The organism is Undibacterium sp. JH2W, from assembly GCF_049340425.1.
GTDB lineage: Bacteria > Pseudomonadota > Gammaproteobacteria > Burkholderiales > Burkholderiaceae_D > Undibacterium.
The window spans coordinates 417229-441258 of the sequence record NZ_JBMPOT010000001.1; the positions used below are offsets into that span (position 1 = coordinate 417229).

Sequence of the window (24030 nt, forward strand, 5' to 3'; positions counted from 1 at the left end):
TTTTCTTGATGTATCTTAACTACATAAATCAATAAAGAGACAACAACATGAAGAAACTAGCCAGTCTGGCTCTGCTGAGCCTGATATCCTTGCCTGCACTTGCACAAAGCACTAGCACGGTGAAACACCCAGCATGGAGCAAGAATGCCGCGATTTATGAAGCAAATATCCGCCAGCATTCACCCGAAGGCAGTTTCCAGCATTTTCAGGCATACCTGCCCGAACTAAAGAAGATGGGGGTAGGCGTCATCTGGATCATGCCTATCAACCCTATCGGTGAAAAAAACCGCAAGGGCACGCTGGGTAGTTATTACGCTATCCGCGACTACAAGGGTGTCAATCCTGAATTTGGTACACCGGCAGATTTCAAGAACCTGGTCGATGCCGCACATGCACTGGGCATGAAGGTCATCATAGACTGGGTGGCTAATCACACAGCCTGGGATCATCCCTGGGTCACATCCCATCCCGAGTATTACCTCAAGAATGACAAGGGTGAATTCGTACCGCCAGTTGCAGACTGGCAAGATGTCATCAAACTCAATTATGCGAATAAAGAACTCCGGGCAGAGATGATAGAGGCGCTGAAATTCTGGCTGACAGAATATGGTATCGATGGCTATCGCTGTGATGTGGCTGAGATGGTACCGACCGATTTCTGGAACGAGGCGCGGGCAGCACTCGATAAAGTCAAGCCGGTATTCATGCTTGCTGAAGGTGAAGCCACGGATTTGCATGAAAAAGCCTTTGACATGACTTATGCCTGGCAACTCAAGGACTTGTTTGGAGAGATTGCCAAAGGCAAGAAAAACGCCAATGACCTGGCAGCCTATATGGCCGGACCAGAAAAGAAATTCCATGCCAATGCTTACCGCATGCTGCATACGTCCAACCATGATCTCAATTCCTGGGAAGGTACAGAGTTTGAACGCCTGGGTGATGGTGCAGAAAGTTTCCTGGTCTTGTCGAATTTGCTGAAAGGCATGCCGCTACTGTATTCAGGTCAGGAAGCAGGCAATACCAAGCGTCTGGAATTTTTTGAACGCGACCCCATCAAGTGGCAAGAGCATCCCTACAAGGCTATCTATACCAGGCTGTTCCAGTTAAAGAAAAGCAATCAGGCTTTATGGAATGGTAGGGCTGGTGCAGAACAGGTACACATGGCAACATCGAATGATGTCGCAATCTATGCATTTTCACGCAGCAAGGCGGGTAATCAAGTGGTAGGTGTTTTTAATCTGAGTGGACAAGCACAGCGTTTCAGTTTGCATAAGCCAGTTGCAACTGGACTCAGCAATCTGTTTACCGGCAAGAAAGAAGTCATTCAACAAGGCCAGCAAATTGAACTCCAGCCCTGGGAATACAAGGTGCTGGTCAAGTAAACATAGTCTCAAGCCGCAGAGAAAATATCTGCGGCCCGGGAGCTTTCAATAATCCAGATCCTCTACCGGCACAGGCAAGGCTTCCGGGCCAGTCAGACCCAGGATGCGTGCCAGGGTTTGTGCGACCACGTCGACATCATTATCAAAGCTGCCGTGCGCCACCGGGATCCGGCGCTTGCCACAATTGACATGGGTGTCATTGATGATATGCAAACGGGCTTTTTGCGCAACCGTCAAACCCTCGCCATCTGCGGCGAAATGACTGGGGAGGTTTTTACCCCAATAGAATTTATTCCAGCTTGTCAGTGTAGCGACACTGGCTTCATTCCATTGACCATCCCTGGTTTTGTCATCAAGAAAATAAGCAGCATCCAGGCTGGTCGCCATGCCCAGCAAAGGTGTTTTATGGCGGATTTCAAAGGCGCGTGCCACCAGGTATAGCAAGGACTTGCGGTAAATCCCGGCGACATTGTCGTCAAGCTCGCGCGCATCCGACATCAGGTGGATATGAAAATTTTCCCGTTTGAGTATCTCGTTTTCTATGGCGGGACGGTAATTGCTTTCGGCAAATTCCAGACTGCAAGCTGGTGCGTACAAGCTACAAGTACTGACCATCAGTTGGCGCTCTTCCAGTAGCTTCATTAAATGTCCATGCAAGATAGAACCTGCTGAATGGCCTATCAAATGGATTTCCAGCTTGCCCTTGCCCAACGCCTTGTTCAAATCTTTCAGGCGCTCGGCGATGACATGCAAACCACGCGGTGGGTCACCATCTTCTACTGACATTGCTGCATTTTGTTTCATCTGCACCCACTGTGATTTGCCACCCAGGTTGGCCGCCAGGCTTTCTAGTGTGCAGTCCATAGTATCTGCTAACTGACTTTTCAGTTGCTCCAGCAACCCGCCAGACAAGACTGAGCCGGGCAAATAATCCTTCATCTTGTCTTCGATGATATCCACCAGTGTTTCACTCAATCCGGTTTTCCAGGTGATGAAGACCGGATAAATTCCATTTGCCAAAAAATAAGGCGCCATGGCAGCAATGCGTTTGAGCGAGTCATCTTCACTGTTCAAGCCACCGTGGGCATACAAGGCAAGTTTCAAGGTCTTGTTCTTGCCCTGTTGCTTTAGCCAGGCTTGCGGTGCGTCGAGCAAGACCTTGCCTACTGTTGCCTCGGCGTTGGCGACTTCCAGCAATCTTTGTATCAGTCCGCCGTCATTGCCCATGACCACAGTCAGGCTATACGCCTGGTCCATGCTCAGACTGGGCTGCCCCGACTTGTTTTGTGCGCTGGCACTATTCGGCACCAGGGCAGAACCACTGGCCTTGAAGGCCGCAGCAGGTGGTATATTGGCGGGTGTCGCCAATTGTTTTTCTGCGCGGGTACGGTTGACGGCATCGACATAGCGTACGGGCACGCCGAGAGAGACAGTCCAGACATCCGTACCGTTCACCAGCCAGTCGTCATAGCTGAGTATGGCAAAGCCCTGCAAGCCCCAATCCTTGCCCCAGGAGTTTTGTACGACGAAACCCTGGTCGGTATAACCCAGCAAGGCAAAGGCATGACCACCAGTATTGACTTCACTAAAGCTGATGACAGGCAGTTGCTCCAGGCTGGTGAAACTCCTGGCTTTAACTACAGGCAGCGCCCAGCCCTGATGTACCTTGCAAGACACATAGACCGCACCCACCTCGGTAATAGCGGCCTGCATATCAGTAATCGATTCCTTGTCTATGCGGTAGTAGACGCCTAGCGCACGTGTCAGCGCGTCTCGTTCCCAGCCAGACTTGGGTGGCTCAAAGGCGGGCACCCGATCATTTTTGTCGACGGTATACGGCCAGAGTTTGCGACTGCAGACACCATGTTTATGCCAGCCCTTGAGAGCACCGCGGCAACTGGAACCCAGGTAATCTTCCCCCGGCCATTCATCATACAGTTGCGCCAGATGATAAATCATGCGCGGACTACTCTCTGTGTTGATGTCATCTCGTCGCCAGAACAGGTAATTGATGACGGCTGCCAGGCCAAAGCCGGTGCAGGCACCATCCGAGCCCTGGTCCAGGACCATGCCTTCCTTGAGGTATTTGCTGAACTGGGTTTTGACATAATCCTTGTCGGGATACGCTCGTGGCAGGTTCAATACCCTGGGGATGTACATGCGGTCACGGATATCCAGACGATCAGGGCGCGCATCCAGCGCCAGTTCACTGCCATTGAAAGGGATGATTTGGGTTGGCATCAAAGCCTCCTGAGTGGGGAAAGCGCAAATTCAAGCAAGGGCATTGCTTATATTATTGACAATGGAAGTGTCTCAGGATTTATTTGACTTGGCAATAGTTTAATAATTTGTGATGTGCGAAAAATGCCAGCGGCAAAGAAAAAGGCTGTCTGGACTAACCAGACAGCCTTTTTGCGGGAAATGCTAAAGCTTATTTCTTCGCTGCGTCTGCTGATGCAGAAGCTGCTGCCGACGCAGCCGGAGCTGCGCCAGGTACGACTGTCAGCGGAGCACTTGCTGCTGGTGCAGAGGCAGGTGCCGGAGCTGCTGTGACTTCAATCTTGGCCTTGGCTTTCATGTCGTCCAGCATTTTTTTCATATTTTTTTGTTGCAGTTGCTGGCTCAGGCCGGCTTTGACTTCTTCCAGTGGTGGCAGGGTCAGAGGACGGGAATCATCGAGCACGATCACGTGGTAACCAAATTGGGATTTAACTGGCTCTTCAGTGAACTTGCCTTTTTCCAGAGTGGCAACGGCTGCGCCAAATTCAGGCACCATGCCACGTGGATTGAACCAGCCCAGATCGCCGCCTTTGTCCTTGGAGCCTGGGTCCATGGATTTGGACTTAGCCAGACCGTCGAAGGATTTGATGTCTTTCTTGATTTTGGCGATGATGTCTTTGGCTTCTGCTTCAGTTTTTACCAGAATATGACGGGCCTTGTATTCATTACCACCATTCTTGGATTTGAAATCATCGTATTCAGCTTTCAGTGCTTCATCTGATACAGCGGCTGTCTTGATGTAATCCTTGACATAGGCATTTGCCAGGATGGATTGACGTGTCATTTCCAGTTGATCGGCAACTTCCGGTGACTTGTCCAGGCCTTTTTTGACGGCTTCTTTGGCGACGATGAGTTGCATGGCCAGGTTGTCGATGATCATCTTGCGTGTTTCAGGCGTGTCTGGCATGCCTTGGCCAGCTTGCTGCTGCATGATTTGATCGAGTTGTTTCTTGCTGATAGGTGTGCCATCTACAGTGGCAGCGACTTCATTGCTTGCACTAGAGGCCGAGGCACTAGCACTTGCGGAAGCAGAAGCTGATGCAGCTTTATCTGCATTTTTATCATTACAGGCGCTGAGTACCAACAGGGCAAGAGCGCTACCCAAGACTACACGGGATTTAATTGACATACACATTCCTTCAATATTGAGCTGACTTTGCAGCAGATATCATGCCTGTCGGCATACGACGATTTAAAAATGACGCTGAATTCTACTCGTGATTTTGTCTGTCATGCTAGATATTCACCTTTACTTACCAAAAACTTTAGCAAATTCCATGGCCGTATTTGCGGGCAGGTCCGCACTTTCCAAGCCTTGTCTGACAGATGTTTTACCATACGATGGGTATGATAGTTGCATAAAACTTAATAAATTGAAATAACTTCTTGAAAATGACAGAATAATTTTCAAATAGGCATAAAACAGTGGAACAAAAACCAGCTAATTAACTCCAAGCAATGCGGTTCATAAAAAATAATAAAAATATAATTACTCAAGACTTATTCCCCCAAAGCACCTTAGGAGACACCCATGCGTTTGCTTCATGTTTTACTTGGTACAGCGCTAGTCAGCAGCAGTTTTGCCGGTACTACCGCTTTTGCTGCTGCCGTGAACGAAGAGAAAATCGATCTCGACCTCATCACAAAATTGCGTGACGAAGCCATGAACCGCTCCAAGGCGCAAGAGATACTAGGGGTGCTGACCGATGAAATCGGCCCACGGCTGACCGGCTCACCCGCCATGCGCAAGGCAGGGGACTGGACCCGCAGCAAATTTGGCGAATGGGGTTTGCAAAATATCCACAGTGAAAGTTTTGCCCCCTTTGGTCGTGGCTGGACGCTGGAAAAAACCACATTGCGCATGGTAGAGCCTGCGCAAGTCGACCTGTATGCCATCCCCAAGGCCTGGACACCAGGTACAAACGGGCTGCAACGCGGCAAGCTGGTGATCGCAAAAATCGCCGCTGATGAAGACCTGGCCAAGTGGAAAGGCAAGCTGGCTGGCAGCATCGTCTTGCTGGATGATCCCTTGCCCATACAGCCACACATGAAGGCCGATGCCCATCGCTATTCCCATGACGAGTTGGGTGAATTAAGCAAGATTGATTTTGATCCTGCGCCATCACGTAGGGGCGACATCCAGACTTATGTGAAACGCTACCTGTTCGCCAAAAAACTGCGCGCTTTCCTGACAGAAGAAAAAGCCCTGGCTGTCTTGAATGTCACCCGCGGCGAAGACGGCACCATCTTTGTTCAGGAAGGTGGTTCCTACAAAAAAGATGAGCAAACAGGCCCGCCTAATCTGGTGGTCGCCAGCGAAACTTATAACCGCCTGTATCGCCTGGTGGAAAAGAAAAAAGCCGTGGAGCTGGAAATTGATGTCAAGGCGACTTTCAATGACGAAGACCCGGAAGCCGCCATCAATATCGTGGCGGAAATCCCCGGTACTGACAAAAAAGATGAAATCGTCATGTTGGGCGCGCATCTGGATTCCTGGCATGGTGGCACAGGTGCTACCGACAATGCTGCCGGTGTCGCCATGGTCATGGAAGCCGTGCGTCTGTTGAAAGCCACCGGTTTCAAGCCGCGCCGCACCATACGCATCGCCTTATGGGGCGGTGAAGAGCAGGGTTTGCTGGGCTCGCGTGCCTATGTCAATAAATGGCTGGCATCCCGTCCTGAACCGACTGATCCCAAGGAGCTGGAATTACCCAGCTTTGCGCGCAAGCCTACTGGCCCTTTAAGCATTAAAGCCATGCATGGCAAGATTTCTGCTTACTTCAATCTGGACAATGGTGGTGGCAAAATCCGCGGGATTTATGCAGAAAACAATGCAGCAATAAAACCGATTTTTGATGCCTGGCTAGCCCCTTTTAATGATGTCGGAGCCACCACCACGACACTGCGTAATACTGGCAGCACCGATCACGTCAGTTTTGACCGCGTAGGTGTACCGGGCTTCCAGTTTGTCCAGGATGACATGGATTACTTCAGCCGTACTCATCATTCCAGCATGGACTTGTATGACAAGGTGCAAAAGAGCGACCTGACCCAGGCCTCGATGATATTGGCCAGCTTTGTTGCCCATGCGGCCAACCGCAATGAAATGTTGCCACGCAAGCCATTGCCTAAAGACCCACCGCCAGACGAGAAAAAAGATGAAGCCAAGCCAGTTGAGGAAGTGGCCAAGTAAGTCTTATATCTAAGTCTTGTATCTCATTTATCTGATCAAATGGCTAAGGCTGTATTCGATGCCACGAAAGGCATACAATGCAGCTCTGGCCCTTTTTGATAGAGATCACAGATGAATGAAGTAAGCGCTGCTGGTATGGAAGGCGTGCCAGATAGTCTGGCAGAAATGTTGCCAGTTGGTATGATTGCTGGTGGTGGTATGGCAGCAGTGGCCATGGCGACGGTGGCAAACCGTCATTTCCTGGCCGCCCAGCCCGTTGAACTGCAAGACAGTGACTGGCGGGCATTTCATTACGAACGTATTTCGACGACGGAATTTGAGATCACGGGCGGTATAGCCGATGCCAGTTCCGGTGGCCGGAAGTTTCATGGTAACCATGATACTGTCATTATCAGCGAAGCAGAGATTTTGGCAGAAATGTGCCTGCTCTTGCCACATCCAGTGTCGGTAACGCCGGCAGCATCAACAGCATCAGCACCATCAGCAAGCCATGCTGGTGTGCTGCCCGTTGCCACCAGCACTGCGGCGACTACCCATGCCAATGTGCTCAAAGTCATATTTACTTTGCCCGAAGATGAACAAGGACGCCAAAGAATCCTGCGTGCCTTTCAATTGCAGGCCGATTTTTTTGGTGCCAAAGTGCAGGCTTGTTCCCTGCATGATGCCAGCCTCCTGAAGCTCGATTAAAGCAGCACGATCATGATACGTACTAGCCTGAAATGGCTGATGACATGCAGCCTTTGCCTTTTGCTGCTGGCCCTGTGGCGGCGCGATGTCTTGCCGCCAACCACAGAATTGGATACGGTACTCTTAACCGAGCCACTACAGACCCAGATCACCCAGCCCGCATTTGCTACTACCACAGGTGGTGTCACTTACAAGGTACAGCCCTTATACGATTACGACCTGGTCGGCCTGGTGGTCAGCAAGCACGCCGCCGATACCTGGTGGGATTATATCCACCGCGAGGCAAATGACCACTTGAATGTCATGGATATCTGCGTGGTTTGGGGTAATAATGTACGCAATGGTGTCTACCAGGATCTCAGCTACTCCAGTGGCCAGTTCACCTGCAATATCAGGGCCAATTCAGCCGAGGCCTTTGCTGCCTTTGACCAGACTGCCATTTCAAATAATCATTTGCTGACCGACCAGCCTGCGCTGGCAAAAATCATCAAAAAAGTCGAAATCGGTGACCAGATCCATTTTCGTGGCCGCCTGTCCGAATATTCACATAACCACGGTTTCGCCTTCAAGCGCGGCACCAGCATAGTGCGCACCGATACTGGTAATGGTGCTTGCGAAACCGTCTTCATCGATAGTTTCGAGATACTCAAAAGCGGTGGCCAACCCTGGCGTAAGCTGGTGTGGCTGGCTGTTATCATGCTGGTAGCCAGTATCCTGGGCTGGTTTATGCAGCCTGTGCGGTTTAATGATTAGGCCTGCTGTGTCGGCTATCTGGCTAAGGGAGGTGAGCGGCTGAAGCCGCTCCTACAACTCATAGGCTACAAGCGATCGGTCGATTATATTTCTCAGCTTTGCCGATGTTGCACTGCACATCCCATATTCCGCCCACAAACTGCTATTTTCTGTTTTTCTGCATTTGAGAAAAAGCAAAGGAATGGTATTTAGCTTTGCTACAGTGTTGTTGAATTTTGCCAGCATCTTTGTGTAAGTAAGCAACACTTGACGTGAACTGCACTACGTCTGTTGCGCATTGGCTACCTGAGGGCCAAATTTTCCGTACGCTCGTAAGGGAAATCCCGTTTGTTTCCGCCCGCATAATGGAGGATACTTGCACAATATGGTGCATTAGCTTGCACTTTTATCTCTCGTTATCTTCCTATAGAAGGAGAACGTATGACCTCTTCCCACTTCGCTGAGCTGATCGCTTATGCGCAAGCGCACACTGGCCCGGCATCTGAACGCCAGGGTTCTTTTATCACTACCTATTTTGAAAACACTGACCCGGATGAAATTATCAGCCGTGGGCCAGCCACCTTGTTTGCCCAGGCCAATGCCCACTGGCGTTTACTGGATGCACCGCGTACCGCACAGACACCGAAGATCAGGGTATTCAATCCTACCCTGGCAGAAGATGGTTTTGTCAGCGACCATACAGTCGTGCAAATCGTCAATGACAATATGCCCTTCCTTGTCGATTCGGTGACGATGGCGATCAACCGCAGTGGCCGCACGGCACACTGGATAGTACATCCTCTGATGAGCGTGGCGCGTGATGCGAATGGCAGTGTGACTGCAGTCAGCACTGTAGCAGCGGCGAAGGCAGCAGGGCGTAGCGATCCGGTAGAGTCGTTGATCCTGGTGGAATGCGACCGCATCGTCGACCAGGCGGCGCAACAGGCATTGGTAGAAGACTTGAAGAGTGTCTTGTCGGATGTACGTGGTGCCGTGGTCGACTGGCAGCCCATGCTGGCCCGCGCTCGCGAAGTGCGCGCAGCTTGTGAAAAAGCCACCCAGGCACCAGAAAAACGTGATGAAGCGATAGCCTTCCTGGCCTGGCTGGAAGACCGTCATTTCACCTTCCTCGGTGTACGCGATTATGATTTGAAACGCGAAGGCGAGAATGTCAGCCTGGTCGCCATTGCTGATTCTGGCCTAGGCATTCTGCGTGGCCCGGTCAAGACAGCAGAAACCCGTTTGCCGCCAGAAGTCGTGGCCTTGATGGATTCCACAGAAATGGTGATGGTCACCAAGGCCATGACAAGGGCCACCGTACACAGGCCAGCCTGGCTGGACTATATCGCCATCAAGCGTTTTGATGATGCCGGCAATGTCATTGGTGAATCGCGTTTCCTGGGCTTGTACACTTCCACGGCTTATTCTGAACCGGTAGGCAATATCCCGCTGGTACGCCAGCGCGTAACGAATGTCATGAATACTTCTGGCGTCGTGCCTGAGAGCCATGCCGCCAAGTCCTTGCAAGCTATTCTCGACGATTATCCACGTGATGAATTGTTCCAGATCGATGCTACTACCCTGGCTGAGCATGCGATAGGTATTTTGCGCCTGCAAGAACGCCAGCGCACCCGTTTGTTCCTGCGTCGCGACCCCTTTGGCCGTTTCACTTCCGCCCAGGTATTTGTACCGCGTGACCGCTATAACACTGAACTGCGCGTCAAGATAGGCAATGAATTGATGATGGCCCTGAATGGGCAATCGATAGAATTCACACCCATGCTGACCGACAGCCCAATGGCACGCATACATTATCTGGTCAGGGCCAAGGATGTGGCACCGCAAAACGTCAATCTGGCGATGCTGGAAGCACGCATCGCCAAACTTGCACAACGCTGGGAAGATGATTGCACCTCGGAACTGTTGCGCTCACATGGTGAAGGCAATGGCCTGAGCCTGGCTAACCGTTTTGCGAATGCCTTCCCTACCGCTTACCGTGAAGATTTCTCTGCACTGGTGGGTGCAGAAGATGCCGACATGCTGGCCAGCCTCAATGCAGGTGCACCGATGATGGTCAAGCTCTACCGTCCACTCGACGCTGGCCCGGGCATATTGCGCTTCAAGATTTATAACACCGCCAAGGTGGCCTTGTCTGATTCCCTACCTGTGCTGGAACATATGGGTGCCAGGGTACTCGATGAACACCCTTACGCGATTGTCAGCGGTGCCGAGACTTTATGGATACATGACCTGGGTTTGCAATTACCCGCTAACACGGATTTGTCCGCGGTTAAAGTACGCTTTGAAAACCTTTTCTCGCAAGCCTGGAGCGGCGAAGTTGAAAGTGATGACCTGAATCGCCTGGTCTTGAATACCACGCTGGATGCACGCTCGATCGCCGTCTTGCGTGCCTGCTCGCGTTACTTCAAGCAACTGGGTTTCGCCTATAGCCAGAACTACATAGAAGCAGCACTGAACAAGAATGCACCTATCACACAACTGATTGCTGAACTGTTTGGTGCCCGCTTCAAGCCTGATTATGTCGGTGACCGCGAACAGGCACAAAAGCATATACGCGAACAGCTGGAAACCCAGATGAGCAATGTTGCCAGTCTGGATGAAGATCGTATCTTGCGCCAGTTCATTGCAACCATTGTTGCGACCCTGCGTACCAATCTGTGGCAAACCACGGCCACGGGTGCATTCAAGCCCTACATGAGCTTTAAGCTCAATCCACGTGAAGTACCTGGTGTGCCAGAACCCAAACCTTTGTTTGAGATCTGGGTCTACTCTCCACGTGTTGAGGGCGTGCATCTGCGCGGTGGTAAAGTGGCCCGTGGTGGCTTGCGCTGGTCAGACAGGCGTGAAGACTTCCGTACAGAAATCCTGGGTCTGGTGAAAGCCCAGCAAGTCAAGAATACCGTCATCGTGCCAGTTGGTTCCAAAGGTGGTTTTGTCCTCAAGAATGCACCGCCCGCGACGGACCGCGAAGCCTATCAGGCTGAAGGTGTAGCTTGCTACAAAATCTTCCTGTCTGGCTTATTGGATGTGACTGACAATATCGTCAAAGGCACTGTCGTGCCACCCCAAAAAGTCATACGTCATGATGTCGACGATCCTTACCTGGTGGTGGCTGCTGACAAGGGCACGGCAACCTTCTCGGATATCGCCAATGGCGTCTCGGCTGATTATGGCTTCTGGCTGGGTGATGCCTTTGCCTCTGGTGGTTCGGTAGGTTATGACCACAAGAAAATGGGTATCACAGCCCGTGGTGCATGGGAATCGGTCAAGCGCCATTTCCGTTCACAGGGTGTGAATACGCAAGATACGGCATTCACCGTCGCCGGTATCGGCGATATGTCGGGTGACGTATTCGGTAATGGCATGTTGCTGTCCGAGCATATCAAACTGGTGGCTGCATTTGATCACCGTCATATATTCATCGACCCATCACCTGATGTGGCAATTTCATTTGCCGAGCGCCAGCGCCTGTTCAACCTGCCGCGCTCCAGCTGGGATGATTACGACAAGAGCCTGATTTCTGCCGGCGGTGGCGTCTTCCCTCGCACCGCAAAATCCATCAGCCTGAGCCCGGAAGCACGGGCTGTGCTGGGCATAGAAACAGCCGAACTGGCACCAGTAGAATTGCTGCGTGCCATTTTGCAAGCCCCTGTAGATTTGCTCTACAACGGCGGCATAGGCACCTATGTCAAGGCCAAGTATGAAACCCATGCCCAGGTCGGTGACAAGGCAGGTGATGCCTTCCGCGTCAATGGCAATGACTTGCGTTGCAAAGTGCTGGCCGAAGGCGGTAACCTGGGCTGCACACAAAATGGCCGTATAGAATTCGCCCAAAAAGGTGGCCGCATCTATACCGATGCGATAGACAATTCTGCCGGTGTCGATTGCTCAGACCATGAAGTCAATATCAAGATTTTGTTGGGTAGCATCGTTGAAGCAGGCGACCTGACACTCAAGCAGCGTAATGACTTGCTGGCCTCGATGACCGATGAAGTTGGCCACCTGGTCCTGACCGATAATTATTATCAAAGCCAGGCCCTGGATATTGCTGCGCACCGCCCATTGTATGTACTCGATGGACAGCAAAGATTGATGCAGTCGCTGGAAAAACAGGGCCGCCTGAACCGTGCCATAGAATACCTGCCCAGCGATGATGAAATTTTCCATCGCAAGGCCTTGAAGCAGGGCCTGACTGCACCAGAAGGTGCGGTCGTGCTGGCCTATGCCAAGATGTCAGTGTTTGATGAACTGGTCGCCAGCAATCTGCCGGATGATCCTTTCTTCAGCCGCGCATTGAAAGCTTACTTCCCACAAGTCCTGTCTGAACGTTTTGCCGAAGCGATTGCTCATCACCCGCTGAAGCGTGAAATCATCGCTACCTTCATCACCAATACCGTGGTCAATCGTGCCGGTGCCACCTTCGTCAACTTCATCGCCTCTGAAGCAGGCGCGACTGCGGCGGACGTGATACGCGCCTTCACCCTGGCTCGCGAGATTTTTGACCTGGAAGCATTGTGGGACCAGATCGATGCACTGGATTATAAGGTTGATTCAAAACTACAACTCGACCTCTTGTCCAAGCTGATCGCCATTGCCCAACGGGCCTCACGCTGGATGTTGCGCATACGTTCGCAAAGCACCGACCTGCCTACGCTGATACAACGCTACCAGCCTGCGGCGCGTGAGTTGCGCTGGCAACTCGATGACTGGCTGCCAGCCAATGCCCACGCCAGCTGGCAAAAAGAAGCCGAGGCACTCACGCAAGCCGGGGTTGAAGCTACACTGGCACAAAACCTGACAGCTCTGGAATATATCTTCCCGGCGCTGGACCTGGTCGATCTGGCACAGAGCACCAGCAGTGGCCTGGAACAGGTGGCACGTGCCTACTTTGGTATCGATGATGAGCTGGGCCTGACTGGCTGGCGCAACCAGATCAACCGCCTGCCTACTGACACCCTGTGGCAGACCCAGGCACGTGGCAGTGCGAGGGATGACGTGTATTCCATCGCCAGTCAGATCACCCGTGGCATCTTGTCGCGCCAGGAAGAAGTCAGCAACTGGCACGCACAGCATGCGCCAGCCATAGACAGGCTGACTGCCTTGCTGACCACGATCAGTGCACAGGGACCGGACCTGGCACCCGTGTCAGTGGCTTTGCGGGAGTTACGGCATCTGGCTTAAGCACATTTGAAAAAAACCCGCCCATCTGGCAGGTGGGCGGGTTTTTTTTGTCTGCACAAGCACTGCTTATAAATTAATCGCTATAAATTAATTCATCAGCCTCTTCTTCAAACATTTGCAGTGATGCAGTCAGTAAATCATTGAAGGAAGCAGCGACATATTCTATGCGGTCGGCATCATGGGTAAAACAAATGATTTGCCCTGCCTGTCCTTGTGCCGTTGGTGACATATCCAATATCAATAGCAAGGTGCTGCCACCAAAGCTGGCGAAGGGTAGCCAGCCTGGCTCATACCAGCCAGGGCAGATGCGGGCATCGCGCGCTTTCTCCTGTTCATAGCCCAGATATTGCGGAGCCCGTTTCTGCATGCCAATACGCTCTTTCATGCTCTCACTCAGTGAAAGAAAATCATAGCCTGTCAGATAACCAGGGCGTGCAAACAGGGCGCGGTAATAGCCGCCACCGTTGGCAGTCAGCCACGCCTGTTTCAATTCTTCGGGCAAGGGGAAACCAAAGTCTTGTTCCAGTGCCTCTATCTCTGCCAGGTCGGCAGCACCTTGTAGTCCAGGTTCCACATCTGCATCTGCATACATGTTCAGGATTTTTTCCAGGTAGTCCGAGAAATGCATGGGATTTATTTCCTTGTCGCCTGTGGCAGACACTTGGCATTCAAAACATAATCCTGACGCTTGTGCCGTATTCCATCCTGCGTTTCTGTACGGATGAGCTTGCCTCTGATTTTCCATGTCGAGCCTGAGACATCCAGTTCATGCAATTTGCTGCAATCCGTTGTGTTGTAAAACACCAAAAAATCATTTGAGCCACTATATTCATGGGTCAGCAGTACCTGTTCATTACTGCTCAGGTAAACATCTTTCCTGACCCAGATACCAGCATTGATTTCACACTGGGTATTGCTGGCGCGCTGCAAGATTTTCAAAGGTGGCTCAGGGAAGGCATCAACCTGGGCATCATTGCTGACACTGTTGAAGCGCAATTCCACAGATTTTCCAACTGCGCGAAATACCTCATAGTGCCCGGGCTGGAGTGGGGTAACGGCAATGTTTTGCAATTGGCAACTCGCCGCATGTACTGGCGCCAATATGCTGCACTGCAAAGCAAAAAGCAGGGAGATTTTTCGTAGATACATGATGATTTAATGAACACAAACTGGCATCACTATATACAATCCTGCCTGCAAATGCTGAACGTATTCCGGTTTCTTTACGCTTATCCTGTTGCTGCCTTGAATGATCTTGCTCTGAATGACATGAAAAAAATTTCTGCACACTATTTATCGACTGCCTTGTTGGGCTTTGCACTCACTATCCCATCCCATGGTTTTGCACAGGTGCAGGGCAGCAAGGTAGACGAAGTCGCTTTGCGAGCCCATCTGGCACTTTTGTCTTCTGATTTGTTCGAAGGCCGCGGCACAGGCCAGCGTGGCGGTGACCTGAGTGTCGCCTATCTGGAAACCCAGGCAGCGGTGCTGGGCTTGTTGCCTGCCAATGGCAAGAGTTATAAGCAGGCGGTCAGCATCAATGGCATCAAATCTTTGCCACAGGCCAGCAGCGTGAACATACAAATCTCTGGCAAGCAACTGGACTGGAATTTTGGCAATGACTGGATCTGGAGCGCGGGCGATGCGGTGAGTACCCATCAGTTCGATCATGAATTGTTGTTCGTCGGCTACGGCATCACCGCGCCAGAAGAACAATGGGATGATTTCAAAGGCATCGATTGCAAAGGCAAAATCCTGGTCGTCATAGTGAATGACCCGCAACCCACCGCAGAACAACCAGAACGCTTTGGCGGCAAGGCCCTGACTTATTATGGCCGTCGTACTTACAAGGCAGAAGAAGCCTTGCGTCGAGGAGCTGCAGGCGTGTTATTGATACACACCGATGCCTCCGCCAATGTAGGCTGGGATGTTTTGAAAAACGGTGGTATGGGTGAGCAATTCCAGTTAGCCAACAAAGATGTCAAAGGCTTGCCCATACAAGGCTGGATCACGGATGCAGCGGCAACATCCCTGTTTAAGACGGCAGGACTGGATTTGAACAGCCTGCGTGCAGCGGCAGAAAACAAGGATTTCAAGCCGGTTGCCATCAATGCCAGACTCAAAGGAGAAGCAAAGTCGCAGGTGCGGCAACTGGAGCAATTCAATATCGCTGGCATGGTGCCTGGTACAGATGCACAACTGAAAAATGAACTGGTGATCTACAGCGCGCACTGGGATCATCTGGGCAAGCAAGAAGGCACGGGTGATGTCATTTATAACGGCGCTGTTGATAACGGTTCAGGCACAGCCGCCTTGCTGGCTATGGCCAAAGCCGCCGTAATGCAACCAGCCAGACGCAGCCAGCTATTTTTATGGGTAGCAGCAGAAGAACAGGGTTTGCTGGGAAGCGCCTGGTATGCAGCCCACCCTTTATGGGCTTTGAATAAAACCGCTGCTGCCCTGAATCTCGATACCCTGAATTTTGTCGGTCGCACCAGAGACATCAGTGCCTTTGGTGCCGAGCGCAGTGATCTCATTCTTGCTGCCAACAAGGTAGCGCTCAGTATGAATATGACAGTCGCGCCGCCACGCGTAGACGTTGCTGGTGGGTATTTCCGCAGCGACCATTTCAGCTTTGCCAAGGCTGGCGTACCGGCGTTTTCCATAGGCAGTGGCCGTGACTACATCAATGACCCTCAGGCTTCACTGGAAAAAGCACGGGCTTTTGGCAAACGCTATCACCAAGTGACGGATGAATATGATCCTGCCTGGGATTTGTCTGGCATGACAGAACAGGCACAGTTCACCCTGAACCTGGGGCAAGAAATTGCCAACGCCCAAGCAATGCCAGCATGGAAAGAAAATGATGCATTTTCCAAAGTGCGTAAGTAAAAAAAATCAAAAAACTTGAACTTGTAGTCACCAGGCGCTTCAAAGCTATACACAAAAGGATGTAGCGTGCTGGCTTATTTTATGGATATAAAGAGAGCTTTTTCTTTGCAAAAAGAGAAAGTCATTAGTCATCATCTTGATAGACATAAGCAGCGGCAGAAAAAATAGTCAATAACAAAAAAGAAAACCAGGAAAGAAAATAATGAACAATGGCAAGTTTACATTAAAGCCTATGACCAGTACGTGTTTGCAAGTCATGTTGGCTTTGTCTTTGATGCACGGTAATGTGAACGCTATGGGGGAGACTGCTGGTGTCGTCAAAAAAGAAGCTGGCATGGACACTTCAGTCTTGCCAGGAGACGATTTTTATCGTTATGTAAATGGTGGCTGGTTAAAAAGTGCAGTCATCCCCGATCACAAAACCGCAATCGGGAATTTTGATAGCCTGATCGAAGAATCTGATAACAAGGTCTTGAAGCTGATAGAGCAGGCTGGCAAAGCCGAGCCAGGCAGTGCGGTGCGCAAGGTGGGTGATTTTTATGCGGCTCACTTGAATATGGATGTCATCAATCGACTTGGCCTGGCACCATTGAAAAATGAGATGCAAAGCATCGCTACTCTCCAGGATAAAATCAGTCTTGCAAACTATCTTGGCAAGCATCTGCGTGCCGATGTCGACCCTATCAATACTGCAAACATCTTCACAGAAAATTTGTTTGGCTTGTGGGTAGCTCAGGGTTTCCATGATCATACAAAGTATATGCCCTACCTTTTGCAAGGTGGCCTGGGTCTGGCAAATCGTGAGTACTATTTGTCCAGCAGCCCCAAGATGGTCGAACTCCGGAAAAACTATGTGGAATACATAGCCGCGATGCTGAAGCTGGCCGATGTTGCTGAACCAGAAGCGGCAGCCAAACGTGTATTTGACCTGGAAATGCAAATCGCCAAAGGCCATACGAACCGCGAAGCAACTTCAGACGTCATGCAAGCCGACAATACCTGGAGCATGACTGATTTTGCCAGGAAGGCGCCGGGCATGGACTGGGCGACTTATTTCAAGGCCGCTGGTCTGGATGAGCAAAAAAAATTCATTATCTGGCATCCCAGCGCTTTGAAAACCTCATCTGCACTGGTGGCAAATACAGCGCTGGCGAGCTGGCAAGACTATTTGCGTTTTCATGTCATTAACCAGCGTGTCAATGTATTGCCCCAGGCTTTCTTTGAGCAAAAGTTCAAATTCTATAGTGCCCTTAGTGGTGCCAAGGCAGCCCAGCCACGTTGGAAATATGCAGTGACAGCGACCAATGAGGCATTGGGTGAAGAAGTTGGCAAACTCTATGTAGCAGAGAATTTTTCTCCCGAAGCCAAGCGCCACGTCAATGATATGGTGACGAATTTGCTGACAGCTTTTGGTGAACGGGTGCAGGCTTTGAAATGGATGACACCTGCTACCAAGAAGGAAGCCCTGGCAAAAATCAAGGCGACTTATGTGGGTGTTGCTTATCCGGATAAATGGCGTGATTATTCAGGCTTGAGTGTGGACGTGAATGATGCCTATGGCAATCGCGAAAGAGCACAGGAATTTGAATACCGTCGTGCCCTGGCAAAATTTGGCCAAGCTGTCGATGCCACAGAATGGGCCATGAACCCACAACTGGTCAATGCGATTAATATGCCCATGCAAAATGCGGTGAATTTCCCTGCAGCGTATTTGCAGTTTCCCAATTTTGATTTGCATGCCAGTGACGCGACTAATTATGGTGCATTAGGTTCTACCATAGGCCATGAAATCAGTCATAGCTTCGATAATTCTGGTTCCATGTTTGACTCCAAAGGAGAATTACGCAACTGGTGGAGCAAGGCTGATCTTACCCATTTCAAGGCATCATCCAAGGCACTGATTGCACAATTTAATCAGTATCGTCCCTTCCCGGATCTGGCTGTCAACGGTGCACAGACATTGGGTGAAAATATCGCTGACCTGGCAGGCTTGATGGCGGCGTATGATGCCTATCATGCTTCCATGAAACAGAAAGGGCAGGCGATTACCAAAGAAGATGAAAAAGAATTCTTTTTATCTTATGCGTATAGCTGGCGTCGCAAGATGCGTGATGAAACTTTACGCACCATTATCATTACCAATGAACATGCCCCAGTCCAATATCGCATACTGACGGTGCGTAACCTGGATGCCTGGTACGATGCATTTGCAGTGCAACCAGGACAAAAACAATATCTTGCACCCAAGGATCGTGTCAGGATCTGGTAAGTTGATATTGATGCTGTTTCTGGTTTTAGTAATATAAATTAATTGACTTTGGCGCAGACAAATATTCAATCTCATAAGAAAGAAAATAATGAACAAGACAAATTTCGTCATAAAACCCCTGACCCGTGCGTGTCTGCAAGTCATGTTGAGCATACCTTTGATGCACAGCATGGCCCATGCTGCCGATGCAGCTTCTGTGGCTGAAACCAGACCAGCAAATTCGCTTAAAAAAGAAAACGGCATGGACAGCGCGGTTGCACCGGGCAATGATTTTAATCGCTATGCCAATGGTGGCTGGGAAAAGACTGCCGTCATCCCTGACGACAAGGTTGCTGTTGGTATTTTTGATGTGCTGGTAGAAGAATCTGATGCCAAGGTCTTGAAGATCATAGAGCAATCGACCAAGGCTGATGCAGGTAGTGCTACGCGCAAGATAGGAGATTTTTACACTTCTTACCTGAATATCGATGCCATCAATCAGCGCGGCGTGGCTCCTTTGCAGGGCGAGATGCAAAGCATAGCTGACCTGAAAGACAAGGTGGCACTGTCGACATATTTGGGCAAGCACTTGCGTGCCGATGTCGACCCAATCAATGCGACCAATGTATTTACTGAAAACCTGTTTGGCCTGTGGGTGTCACAAGGTTTCCATGACCATACCAAATACATGCCTTACCTGTTGCAAGGTGGCCTGGGTCTGCAAGACCGTGAATATTATTTGTCAGCCAGCCCAAAAATGGCTGAGATCAGAAAAAATTACCTGGCGCATATAGTCGCTACTCTGAAACTGGCCAATGTGCCTGATGCCGAGCAAGCTGCCAAGCGTGTATTTGATCTGGAAATGCTGATCGCCAAAGGCCATGCCAACCGCGAAGCAACATCGGATGTTTTAAAAGCTGACAATACCTGGACGCTGGCCGACTTTAACAAAAAAGCCGCTGGCCTCGATTGGGCCGCTTACTTCAAGGCTGCAGGCCTGGATGGTCAAAGCAAATTTATCATCTGGCATCCAAGTGCCTTGAAAGCCTCTTCTGCCTTGGTAGCGAATACTCCACTGGCCAACTGGCAAGATTATTTGCGTTTTCACATCATCAACCAGCGCTCCAATGTATTGCCACAGGCTTTCTTTGATCAGAAATTCAAATTTTATAGTGCCCTTACTGGAGCCAAGACAGCCCAGCCGCGCTGGAAATACGCTGTCGGTGCGACTAATGATGCGCTTGGTGAAGAAGTCGGCAAATTGTATGTAGCCGAGAATTTCTCTGCTGATTCCAAGACCCGTATCAATGGCATGGTCAGCAATATTTTGGCGGCTTTTGGCGAACGTGTACAAGCTTTGACATGGATGACGCCAGCCACCAAGCAAGAGGCGCTGGCTAAAATCAAGGCTACTTATGTTGGTGTTGGTTATCCTGATAAATGGCGCGATTATTCCGGTCTGGCCGTCGATGCGGCTGATGCCTATGGCAACCGCGAACGTTCGCAAGAATTTGAATATCGCCGTGCCCTGGCAAAATTTGGCCAGCCTGTCGATGTCACTGAATGGTGCATGAATGCGCAACTGGTGAATGCAGTCAATATGCCGCTGCAAAATGCCATCAATTTCCCGGCTGCGTATTTGCAAGCACCCAACTTTGATCTGGCTGCCAGCGACGCCACCAATTACGGTGCTCTGGGTGCCACCATAGGCCATGAAATCAGCCATAGCTTTGATAATTCTGGTGCCATGTTTGACGCCAAAGGCGAATTGCGCAACTGGTGGAGCAAGGCGGATCTGGCCCACTTCAAGGCATCTTCCAAAGCCCTGATTGCGCAGTTCAATCAATACAAGGCCTTCCCTGATTTGTCCGTGAATGGCGCACAGACCCTGGGTGAAAATATTGCCGATCTGGCCGGTTTGATGGCGGCCTATGATGCCTATCATGCGTCGATGAAGCAAAAAGGCCAGGCCATCACCAAGGAAGATGAACAGGAATTTTTCCTCGCCTATGCCCGCAGCTGGCGCGGCAAGATGCGTGATGAAGCCCTGCGTACCGTTATCATCACCAATGAACACGCGCCTGGACAATACCGCGTCCTGACCGTGCGCAATCTGGATGCCTGGTACGATGCTTTTGCCGTGCAGCCTGGTCAAAAACTTTATCTGGCACCCAACAACAGGATCAAGGTTTGGTAACATTGCAAGCGTAAAACCAGGGGCGACATCGAAGTAATGTCGCCTTTTTTATTTCACCTGGTGCTTGATCCAGGTACTGATTATCTTCATGGCGCTTGGTGACATGGTTTCTTGTATCTTGCCAAATTCAGAGAAATCTCCCGTTACTGCAGTTTGAAACATGTGATTCAATTGTGGGATTTCCTGTACTGTGGCTTGCTTATTATTGCGTAATGCATCTTGGATAGCGGGCAGATGTTGTTTTGACGGGATGCTGATATCCAGGCTGCCTGCCAGTGCCAATACCGGGATAGTCAATTTTTTCAAAACAGGCCGTGGGTCATACAAAACGAATTCACGAAACCAGGCCGTTGTATACACAGCCAGGCGCTCATCCGCCTCAGGCTGAGACATGAGATTTTCTGCAACCGCTGAATTTAATATCGGTTTCAGTACCCGCTCGCTTTCAACCAGGTTGCCTGCGCTACTTATTGCATGCATGGCTTTTTCCAGGGCGGCCAGCTTTTTGCCTGACTTGGCAGGTGGTACTTGCAGCAAGCTGTCCCTTGCCTGGGTTTGTGCCAGTATCAATTGATCTCCACGCAAGCCTGACCCCGCCATCATGACGATGAAATGCACAGCATTATTTTCTGCTGCAACCATAGGGGCAATGGTTCCTCCTTCTGAATGACCTATCAAACCCAGCTTGTTGATATCGACTTCTGCCCTGGTGCGCAAATAGGCAATCGCAGCATGGACATCAGAGGCAAAATCAGATGTCCTGGCGATGGCGAAATTACCTTCGGATTTTTCTACGCCGCGCTTATCAAAACGCAGTACAGCAATACCCTGTCGGCCAAGATGGTCTGCCAGCACCATGAAGGGCTTGTGCTGCAGATTTTCTTCATCACGATTCATGGGGCCAGAACCGGCGATCAGGATAACAGCAGAAAAAGGACCTTTCCCCTTAGGCAGACTCAAGCTGCCAGCAAGTTTTATTTGTGCAGCGGGATTCGGGAAGTTGATTTCCAGCGTATCGTAAAACTCATGATTGGAAATGATTGCAGCTTCCTGTGGATGCTGTTCTGCACTACAACTGTTCAATACAGAAAAACAGATGATGATGCCGAGAATTTTAAAAATTTTTTGGAAATTATTTTTTGTCATGGCAAGCAATTAAAAGACGGATTCAAGTTCTTTCTAACTATTCACAACGGCAGCGCTTCAACCATCATGCATACGTTTTCTGATCTCTGCTACATAGCGTTCACTGACGGGCACCGTATCCTGATTCACCAATTTGAGCTGGTATATGCCATCACCCACCACTTCTAGCTGATGGAATTGATCGCAGCGTACGATGGCGCTGCGGTGTACCCGTATAAAACATGCCGGGTCCAGGTGTTTTTCCAATTGGCTCAGTGCCACCCTGTGTAATACCTGGCGCTGGATTTTCCCTCCGGCCTGGTCTTGCTGCAGATGCAATTGCATGTAATTGCCTGCCGCTTCTATCCACAAGACATCTGCCAGTTGTATGCATTCTATGCGGCCAACTGAGCGCACGCTGACTTGTTGCCAGTAGGCGGGCTTATCTTTTTTAGCCTCATCTTCTGCCTGGATATATTGGCTCATGGCCTGTGCATAGCTGGCTTGCTGGCGCTGCTTGAGCATGGCAGTTGCACGTTCCAATGACAGGGTCAGGCGCTGGTCGTCAAAAGGTTTCAGCAGATAATCGAGAGCATGCAGGTCAAAGGCTTCTATTGCATGAGCATTAAAGGCAGTGACAAAGATCACCAGTGGCGGTGATGCCTGGGTACTCAGTTCCCGCGCCAGTGTCAGGCCGGTTTCGCGTGGCATTTGTATATCCAGAAAAATGACATCGACCGCACAGACCAGCAATGCCTCGCGCGCTGCAGTCACACTGGCGCATTCAGCAACTATGTTCCAGTCAGGATGGTCCTGCAAGGCATAGCGCAAATTGGTGCGGCCGGGTTCTTCGTCATCGACGATCAATGCGCGTATGCTGCTCATGGATTGCTACTTTCTGGCATATGCAGAGGCATGCGGATTTCCACGGTAAAACGAGTTTGTCCGTTTTCTTGTGTGCGTCCGCTATGCATGCTGGCACGAGCTGCATAAATCAGTTCCAGCCGTGCGCGTGTCTGCGGCAAGCCCAGGCCCAGGCCAGGGTTGGCGGCGATACCATCGGTGACGGTATTGCTGACCTGGATACTGAGTTCTTCTGCATGCAGGCTGAATTGCATGCGTATATCGCTAATGCCTTCATGGCAATCGAGATCATGACGCAAGGCATTTTCCAGCAAAGGTTGCAGCAGCAAAGGCGGGCAATCACCTGCCAATACCATATCGCTATCGCCCTCTATGCTGACTTGCAAGCGTTCGCCATAGCGCAGTCTTTGCAAGTCCAGATAATCACGTATGAAGTTCATTTCATCTTCCAGGCGCACCCAGTCCTTGCTGCTGGCGGTCAATGCGTAGCGTAGTAAATCGCTGAGGCGGTTCAAGCCAGTCAGGGCGATGCGTTTGTCATCGCTCCTGACCAGGGCACTGATGGCATTGAGACAATTGAAGATGAAGTGTGGCTCAAGTTGCCCGCGCAAGGCATCCAGCCGCTGTTGTTCCAGATCCAGCCGCAAGTGCAAGATATCATTCATGGAGAGTTGCAAGGCTTGTTCACGCACGCGGGCCTGACGCCAGGTACAGATGGCCAGCACCGCAATGAAGGTACCGGTCGACCAGGCAAACTCCAGGAAGATGGTAAAACCACGCAGATTGCCAGCAGTGACTATGATGTCTTGTAGCCCGAAACCAGGTTTGTCCTTGAGCAGATCAAGAATGGCGATATAGATTAATTCCAGCGGCAGGTAGCAAAGCAGCATGACGCAATAAGCAAGCGCAATACCACTAGCCTTGCTGAGCAGGCGCTCACGCTGCATGAAGATCAGGTAGAGACAAGTACTAAACACCATCATCAGTAAATGGCTGCTGACCCAGAACCATAGTATTTCGCCGTAGCTGCGCTGAGTGCCATGCTTGACCAGGTCACCATAATTACCTAGCGCACCGATGGCACACATGCTGGTCCAGATCAGTATATTGCTCAGCAAAAGCTTGAGCAGACTGGCTGGCGTATAGGCCGGCGTCTCGGTCAGGAGCTTGCTGTCTGTGCGTAGGTTTTTCATGCTGCTTAGTATAGCAGCCAGGGCCATGGCATTTA

Annotated in this window: 15 protein-coding genes; 8 read left to right on the forward strand and 7 right to left on the reverse strand. The window is 50.7% G+C overall.

The window, feature by feature from the left end:
- The first annotated feature begins 47 nt into the window (after positions 1 to 47).
- Positions 48 to 1382, forward strand: a complete 1335-nt coding sequence (locus ACO0LC_RS01815; RefSeq protein WP_423000036.1) for an alpha-amylase family glycosyl hydrolase — start codon at positions 48 to 50, stop codon at positions 1380 to 1382.
- A gap of 45 nt (positions 1383 to 1427) precedes the next feature.
- Here ACO0LC_RS01815 and ACO0LC_RS01820 read toward each other — a convergent pair whose 3' ends face one another.
- Positions 1428 to 3623 carry a C1 family peptidase gene (locus tag ACO0LC_RS01820; RefSeq protein ID WP_423000038.1) on the reverse strand — a complete coding sequence of 732 codons (2196 nt, stop codon included), beginning with the start codon at positions 3621 to 3623 and terminating at the stop codon, positions 1428 to 1430.
- Positions 3624 to 3813: 190 nt separating this feature from the next.
- A complete protein-coding gene (locus ACO0LC_RS01825; protein ID WP_423000040.1) occupies positions 3814 to 4791 on the reverse strand; it encodes a foldase protein PrsA in 978 nt (325 codons plus the stop codon).
- Between the two features lie 402 nt (positions 4792 to 5193).
- Here ACO0LC_RS01825 and ACO0LC_RS01830 point away from each other — a divergent pair, with 402 nt between their 5' ends.
- From ACO0LC_RS01830 to ACO0LC_RS01845, 4 genes are all read left to right on the forward strand, one after another.
- Positions 5194 to 6855 (forward strand): M20/M25/M40 family metallo-hydrolase, encoded by a 1662-nt coding sequence (locus ACO0LC_RS01830; RefSeq protein ID WP_423000042.1) that lies wholly within the window; start codon positions 5194 to 5196, stop codon positions 6853 to 6855.
- A 111-nt stretch (positions 6856 to 6966) separates the two neighbouring features.
- Positions 6967 to 7542 carry a hypothetical protein gene (locus ACO0LC_RS01835; protein WP_423000044.1) on the forward strand — a complete coding sequence of 192 codons (576 nt, stop codon included), beginning with the start codon at positions 6967 to 6969 and terminating at the stop codon, positions 7540 to 7542.
- Between the two features lie 12 nt (positions 7543 to 7554).
- Positions 7555 to 8295: a hypothetical protein gene (locus ACO0LC_RS01840; RefSeq protein WP_423000046.1), complete on the forward strand. Its 741-nt coding sequence runs from the start codon at positions 7555 to 7557 to the stop codon at positions 8293 to 8295.
- Positions 8296 to 8715: 420 nt separating this feature from the next.
- On the forward strand, positions 8716 to 13476 hold the full coding sequence (locus ACO0LC_RS01845) for an NAD-glutamate dehydrogenase (RefSeq protein WP_423000048.1): 4761 nt from the start codon (positions 8716 to 8718) through the stop codon (positions 13474 to 13476).
- Positions 13477 to 13549: 73 nt separating this feature from the next.
- Here ACO0LC_RS01845 and ACO0LC_RS01850 read toward each other — a convergent pair whose 3' ends face one another.
- A complete protein-coding gene (locus tag ACO0LC_RS01850; protein ID WP_423000050.1) occupies positions 13550 to 14104 on the reverse strand; it encodes an SMI1/KNR4 family protein in 555 nt (184 codons plus the stop codon).
- A 5-nt stretch (positions 14105 to 14109) separates the two neighbouring features.
- Positions 14110 to 14625, reverse strand: coding sequence for a hypothetical protein (locus ACO0LC_RS01855; RefSeq protein ID WP_423000052.1), 516 nt, complete (start codon positions 14623 to 14625; stop codon positions 14110 to 14112).
- A gap of 120 nt (positions 14626 to 14745) precedes the next feature.
- Between ACO0LC_RS01855 and ACO0LC_RS01860 the strand changes: the two genes are divergently transcribed.
- The 3 genes from ACO0LC_RS01860 (at position 14746) to ACO0LC_RS01870 (ending at position 20813) form a co-directional block, all read left to right on the forward strand.
- Positions 14746 to 16368: a M28 family peptidase gene (locus ACO0LC_RS01860; protein WP_423000205.1), complete on the forward strand. Its 1623-nt coding sequence runs from the start codon at positions 14746 to 14748 to the stop codon at positions 16366 to 16368.
- Between the two features lie 202 nt (positions 16369 to 16570).
- Positions 16571 to 18637, forward strand: coding sequence for a M13 family metallopeptidase (locus ACO0LC_RS01865; protein WP_423000054.1), 2067 nt, complete (start codon positions 16571 to 16573; stop codon positions 18635 to 18637).
- Positions 18638 to 18725: 88 nt separating this feature from the next.
- Positions 18726 to 20813 (forward strand): M13 family metallopeptidase, encoded by a 2088-nt coding sequence (locus ACO0LC_RS01870; protein WP_423000056.1) that lies wholly within the window; start codon positions 18726 to 18728, stop codon positions 20811 to 20813.
- 48 nt (positions 20814 to 20861) lie between these two features.
- Here the strand turns inward: ACO0LC_RS01870 and ACO0LC_RS01875 are convergent, their stop codons facing one another.
- The 3 genes from ACO0LC_RS01875 to ACO0LC_RS01885 are packed head-to-tail and all read right to left on the reverse strand — an operon-like array spanning position 20862 to position 23995.
- Positions 20862 to 21959: an alpha/beta hydrolase family protein gene (locus ACO0LC_RS01875; RefSeq protein ID WP_423000058.1), complete on the reverse strand. Its 1098-nt coding sequence runs from the start codon at positions 21957 to 21959 to the stop codon at positions 20862 to 20864.
- A 57-nt stretch (positions 21960 to 22016) separates the two neighbouring features.
- The gene (locus tag ACO0LC_RS01880) at positions 22017 to 22823 is read right to left on the reverse strand and encodes a LytR/AlgR family response regulator transcription factor (RefSeq protein ID WP_423000060.1); all 807 of its coding nucleotides are present in this window, start codon (positions 22821 to 22823) and stop codon (positions 22017 to 22019) included.
- Positions 22820 to 23995, reverse strand: a complete 1176-nt coding sequence (locus ACO0LC_RS01885; protein ID WP_423000062.1) for a sensor histidine kinase — start codon at positions 23993 to 23995, stop codon at positions 22820 to 22822. Before ACO0LC_RS01885 ends, ACO0LC_RS01880 begins: the two co-directional genes overlap by 4 nt.
- Positions 23996 to 24030 lie beyond the last annotated feature (35 nt).

Coding starts and splice junctions, on each gene's coding strand:
- ACO0LC_RS01815 (WP_423000036.1), top strand. CDS start 48: ATGAAGAAACTAGCCAGTCTGGCTCTGCTGAGCCTGATATCCTTGCCT.
- ACO0LC_RS01820 (WP_423000038.1), bottom strand. CDS start 3,623: ATGCCAACCCAAATCATCCCTTTCAATGGCAGTGAACTGGCGCTGGAT.
- ACO0LC_RS01825 (WP_423000040.1), bottom strand. CDS start 4,791: ATGTCAATTAAATCCCGTGTAGTCTTGGGTAGCGCTCTTGCCCTGTTG.
- ACO0LC_RS01830 (WP_423000042.1), top strand. CDS start 5,194: ATGCGTTTGCTTCATGTTTTACTTGGTACAGCGCTAGTCAGCAGCAGT.
- ACO0LC_RS01835 (WP_423000044.1), top strand. CDS start 6,967: ATGAATGAAGTAAGCGCTGCTGGTATGGAAGGCGTGCCAGATAGTCTG.
- ACO0LC_RS01840 (WP_423000046.1), top strand. CDS start 7,555: ATGATACGTACTAGCCTGAAATGGCTGATGACATGCAGCCTTTGCCTT.
- ACO0LC_RS01845 (WP_423000048.1), top strand. CDS start 8,716: ATGACCTCTTCCCACTTCGCTGAGCTGATCGCTTATGCGCAAGCGCAC.
- ACO0LC_RS01850 (WP_423000050.1), bottom strand. CDS start 14,104: ATGCATTTCTCGGACTACCTGGAAAAAATCCTGAACATGTATGCAGAT.
- ACO0LC_RS01855 (WP_423000052.1), bottom strand. CDS start 14,625: ATGTATCTACGAAAAATCTCCCTGCTTTTTGCTTTGCAGTGCAGCATA.
- ACO0LC_RS01860 (WP_423000205.1), top strand. CDS start 14,746: ATGAAAAAAATTTCTGCACACTATTTATCGACTGCCTTGTTGGGCTTT.
- ACO0LC_RS01865 (WP_423000054.1), top strand. CDS start 16,571: ATGAACAATGGCAAGTTTACATTAAAGCCTATGACCAGTACGTGTTTG.
- ACO0LC_RS01870 (WP_423000056.1), top strand. CDS start 18,726: ATGAACAAGACAAATTTCGTCATAAAACCCCTGACCCGTGCGTGTCTG.
- ACO0LC_RS01875 (WP_423000058.1), bottom strand. CDS start 21,959: ATGACAAAAAATAATTTCCAAAAAATTTTTAAAATTCTCGGCATCATC.
- ACO0LC_RS01880 (WP_423000060.1), bottom strand. CDS start 22,823: ATGAGCAGCATACGCGCATTGATCGTCGATGACGAAGAACCCGGCCGC.
- ACO0LC_RS01885 (WP_423000062.1), bottom strand. CDS start 23,995: ATGAAAAACCTACGCACAGACAGCAAGCTCCTGACCGAGACGCCGGCC.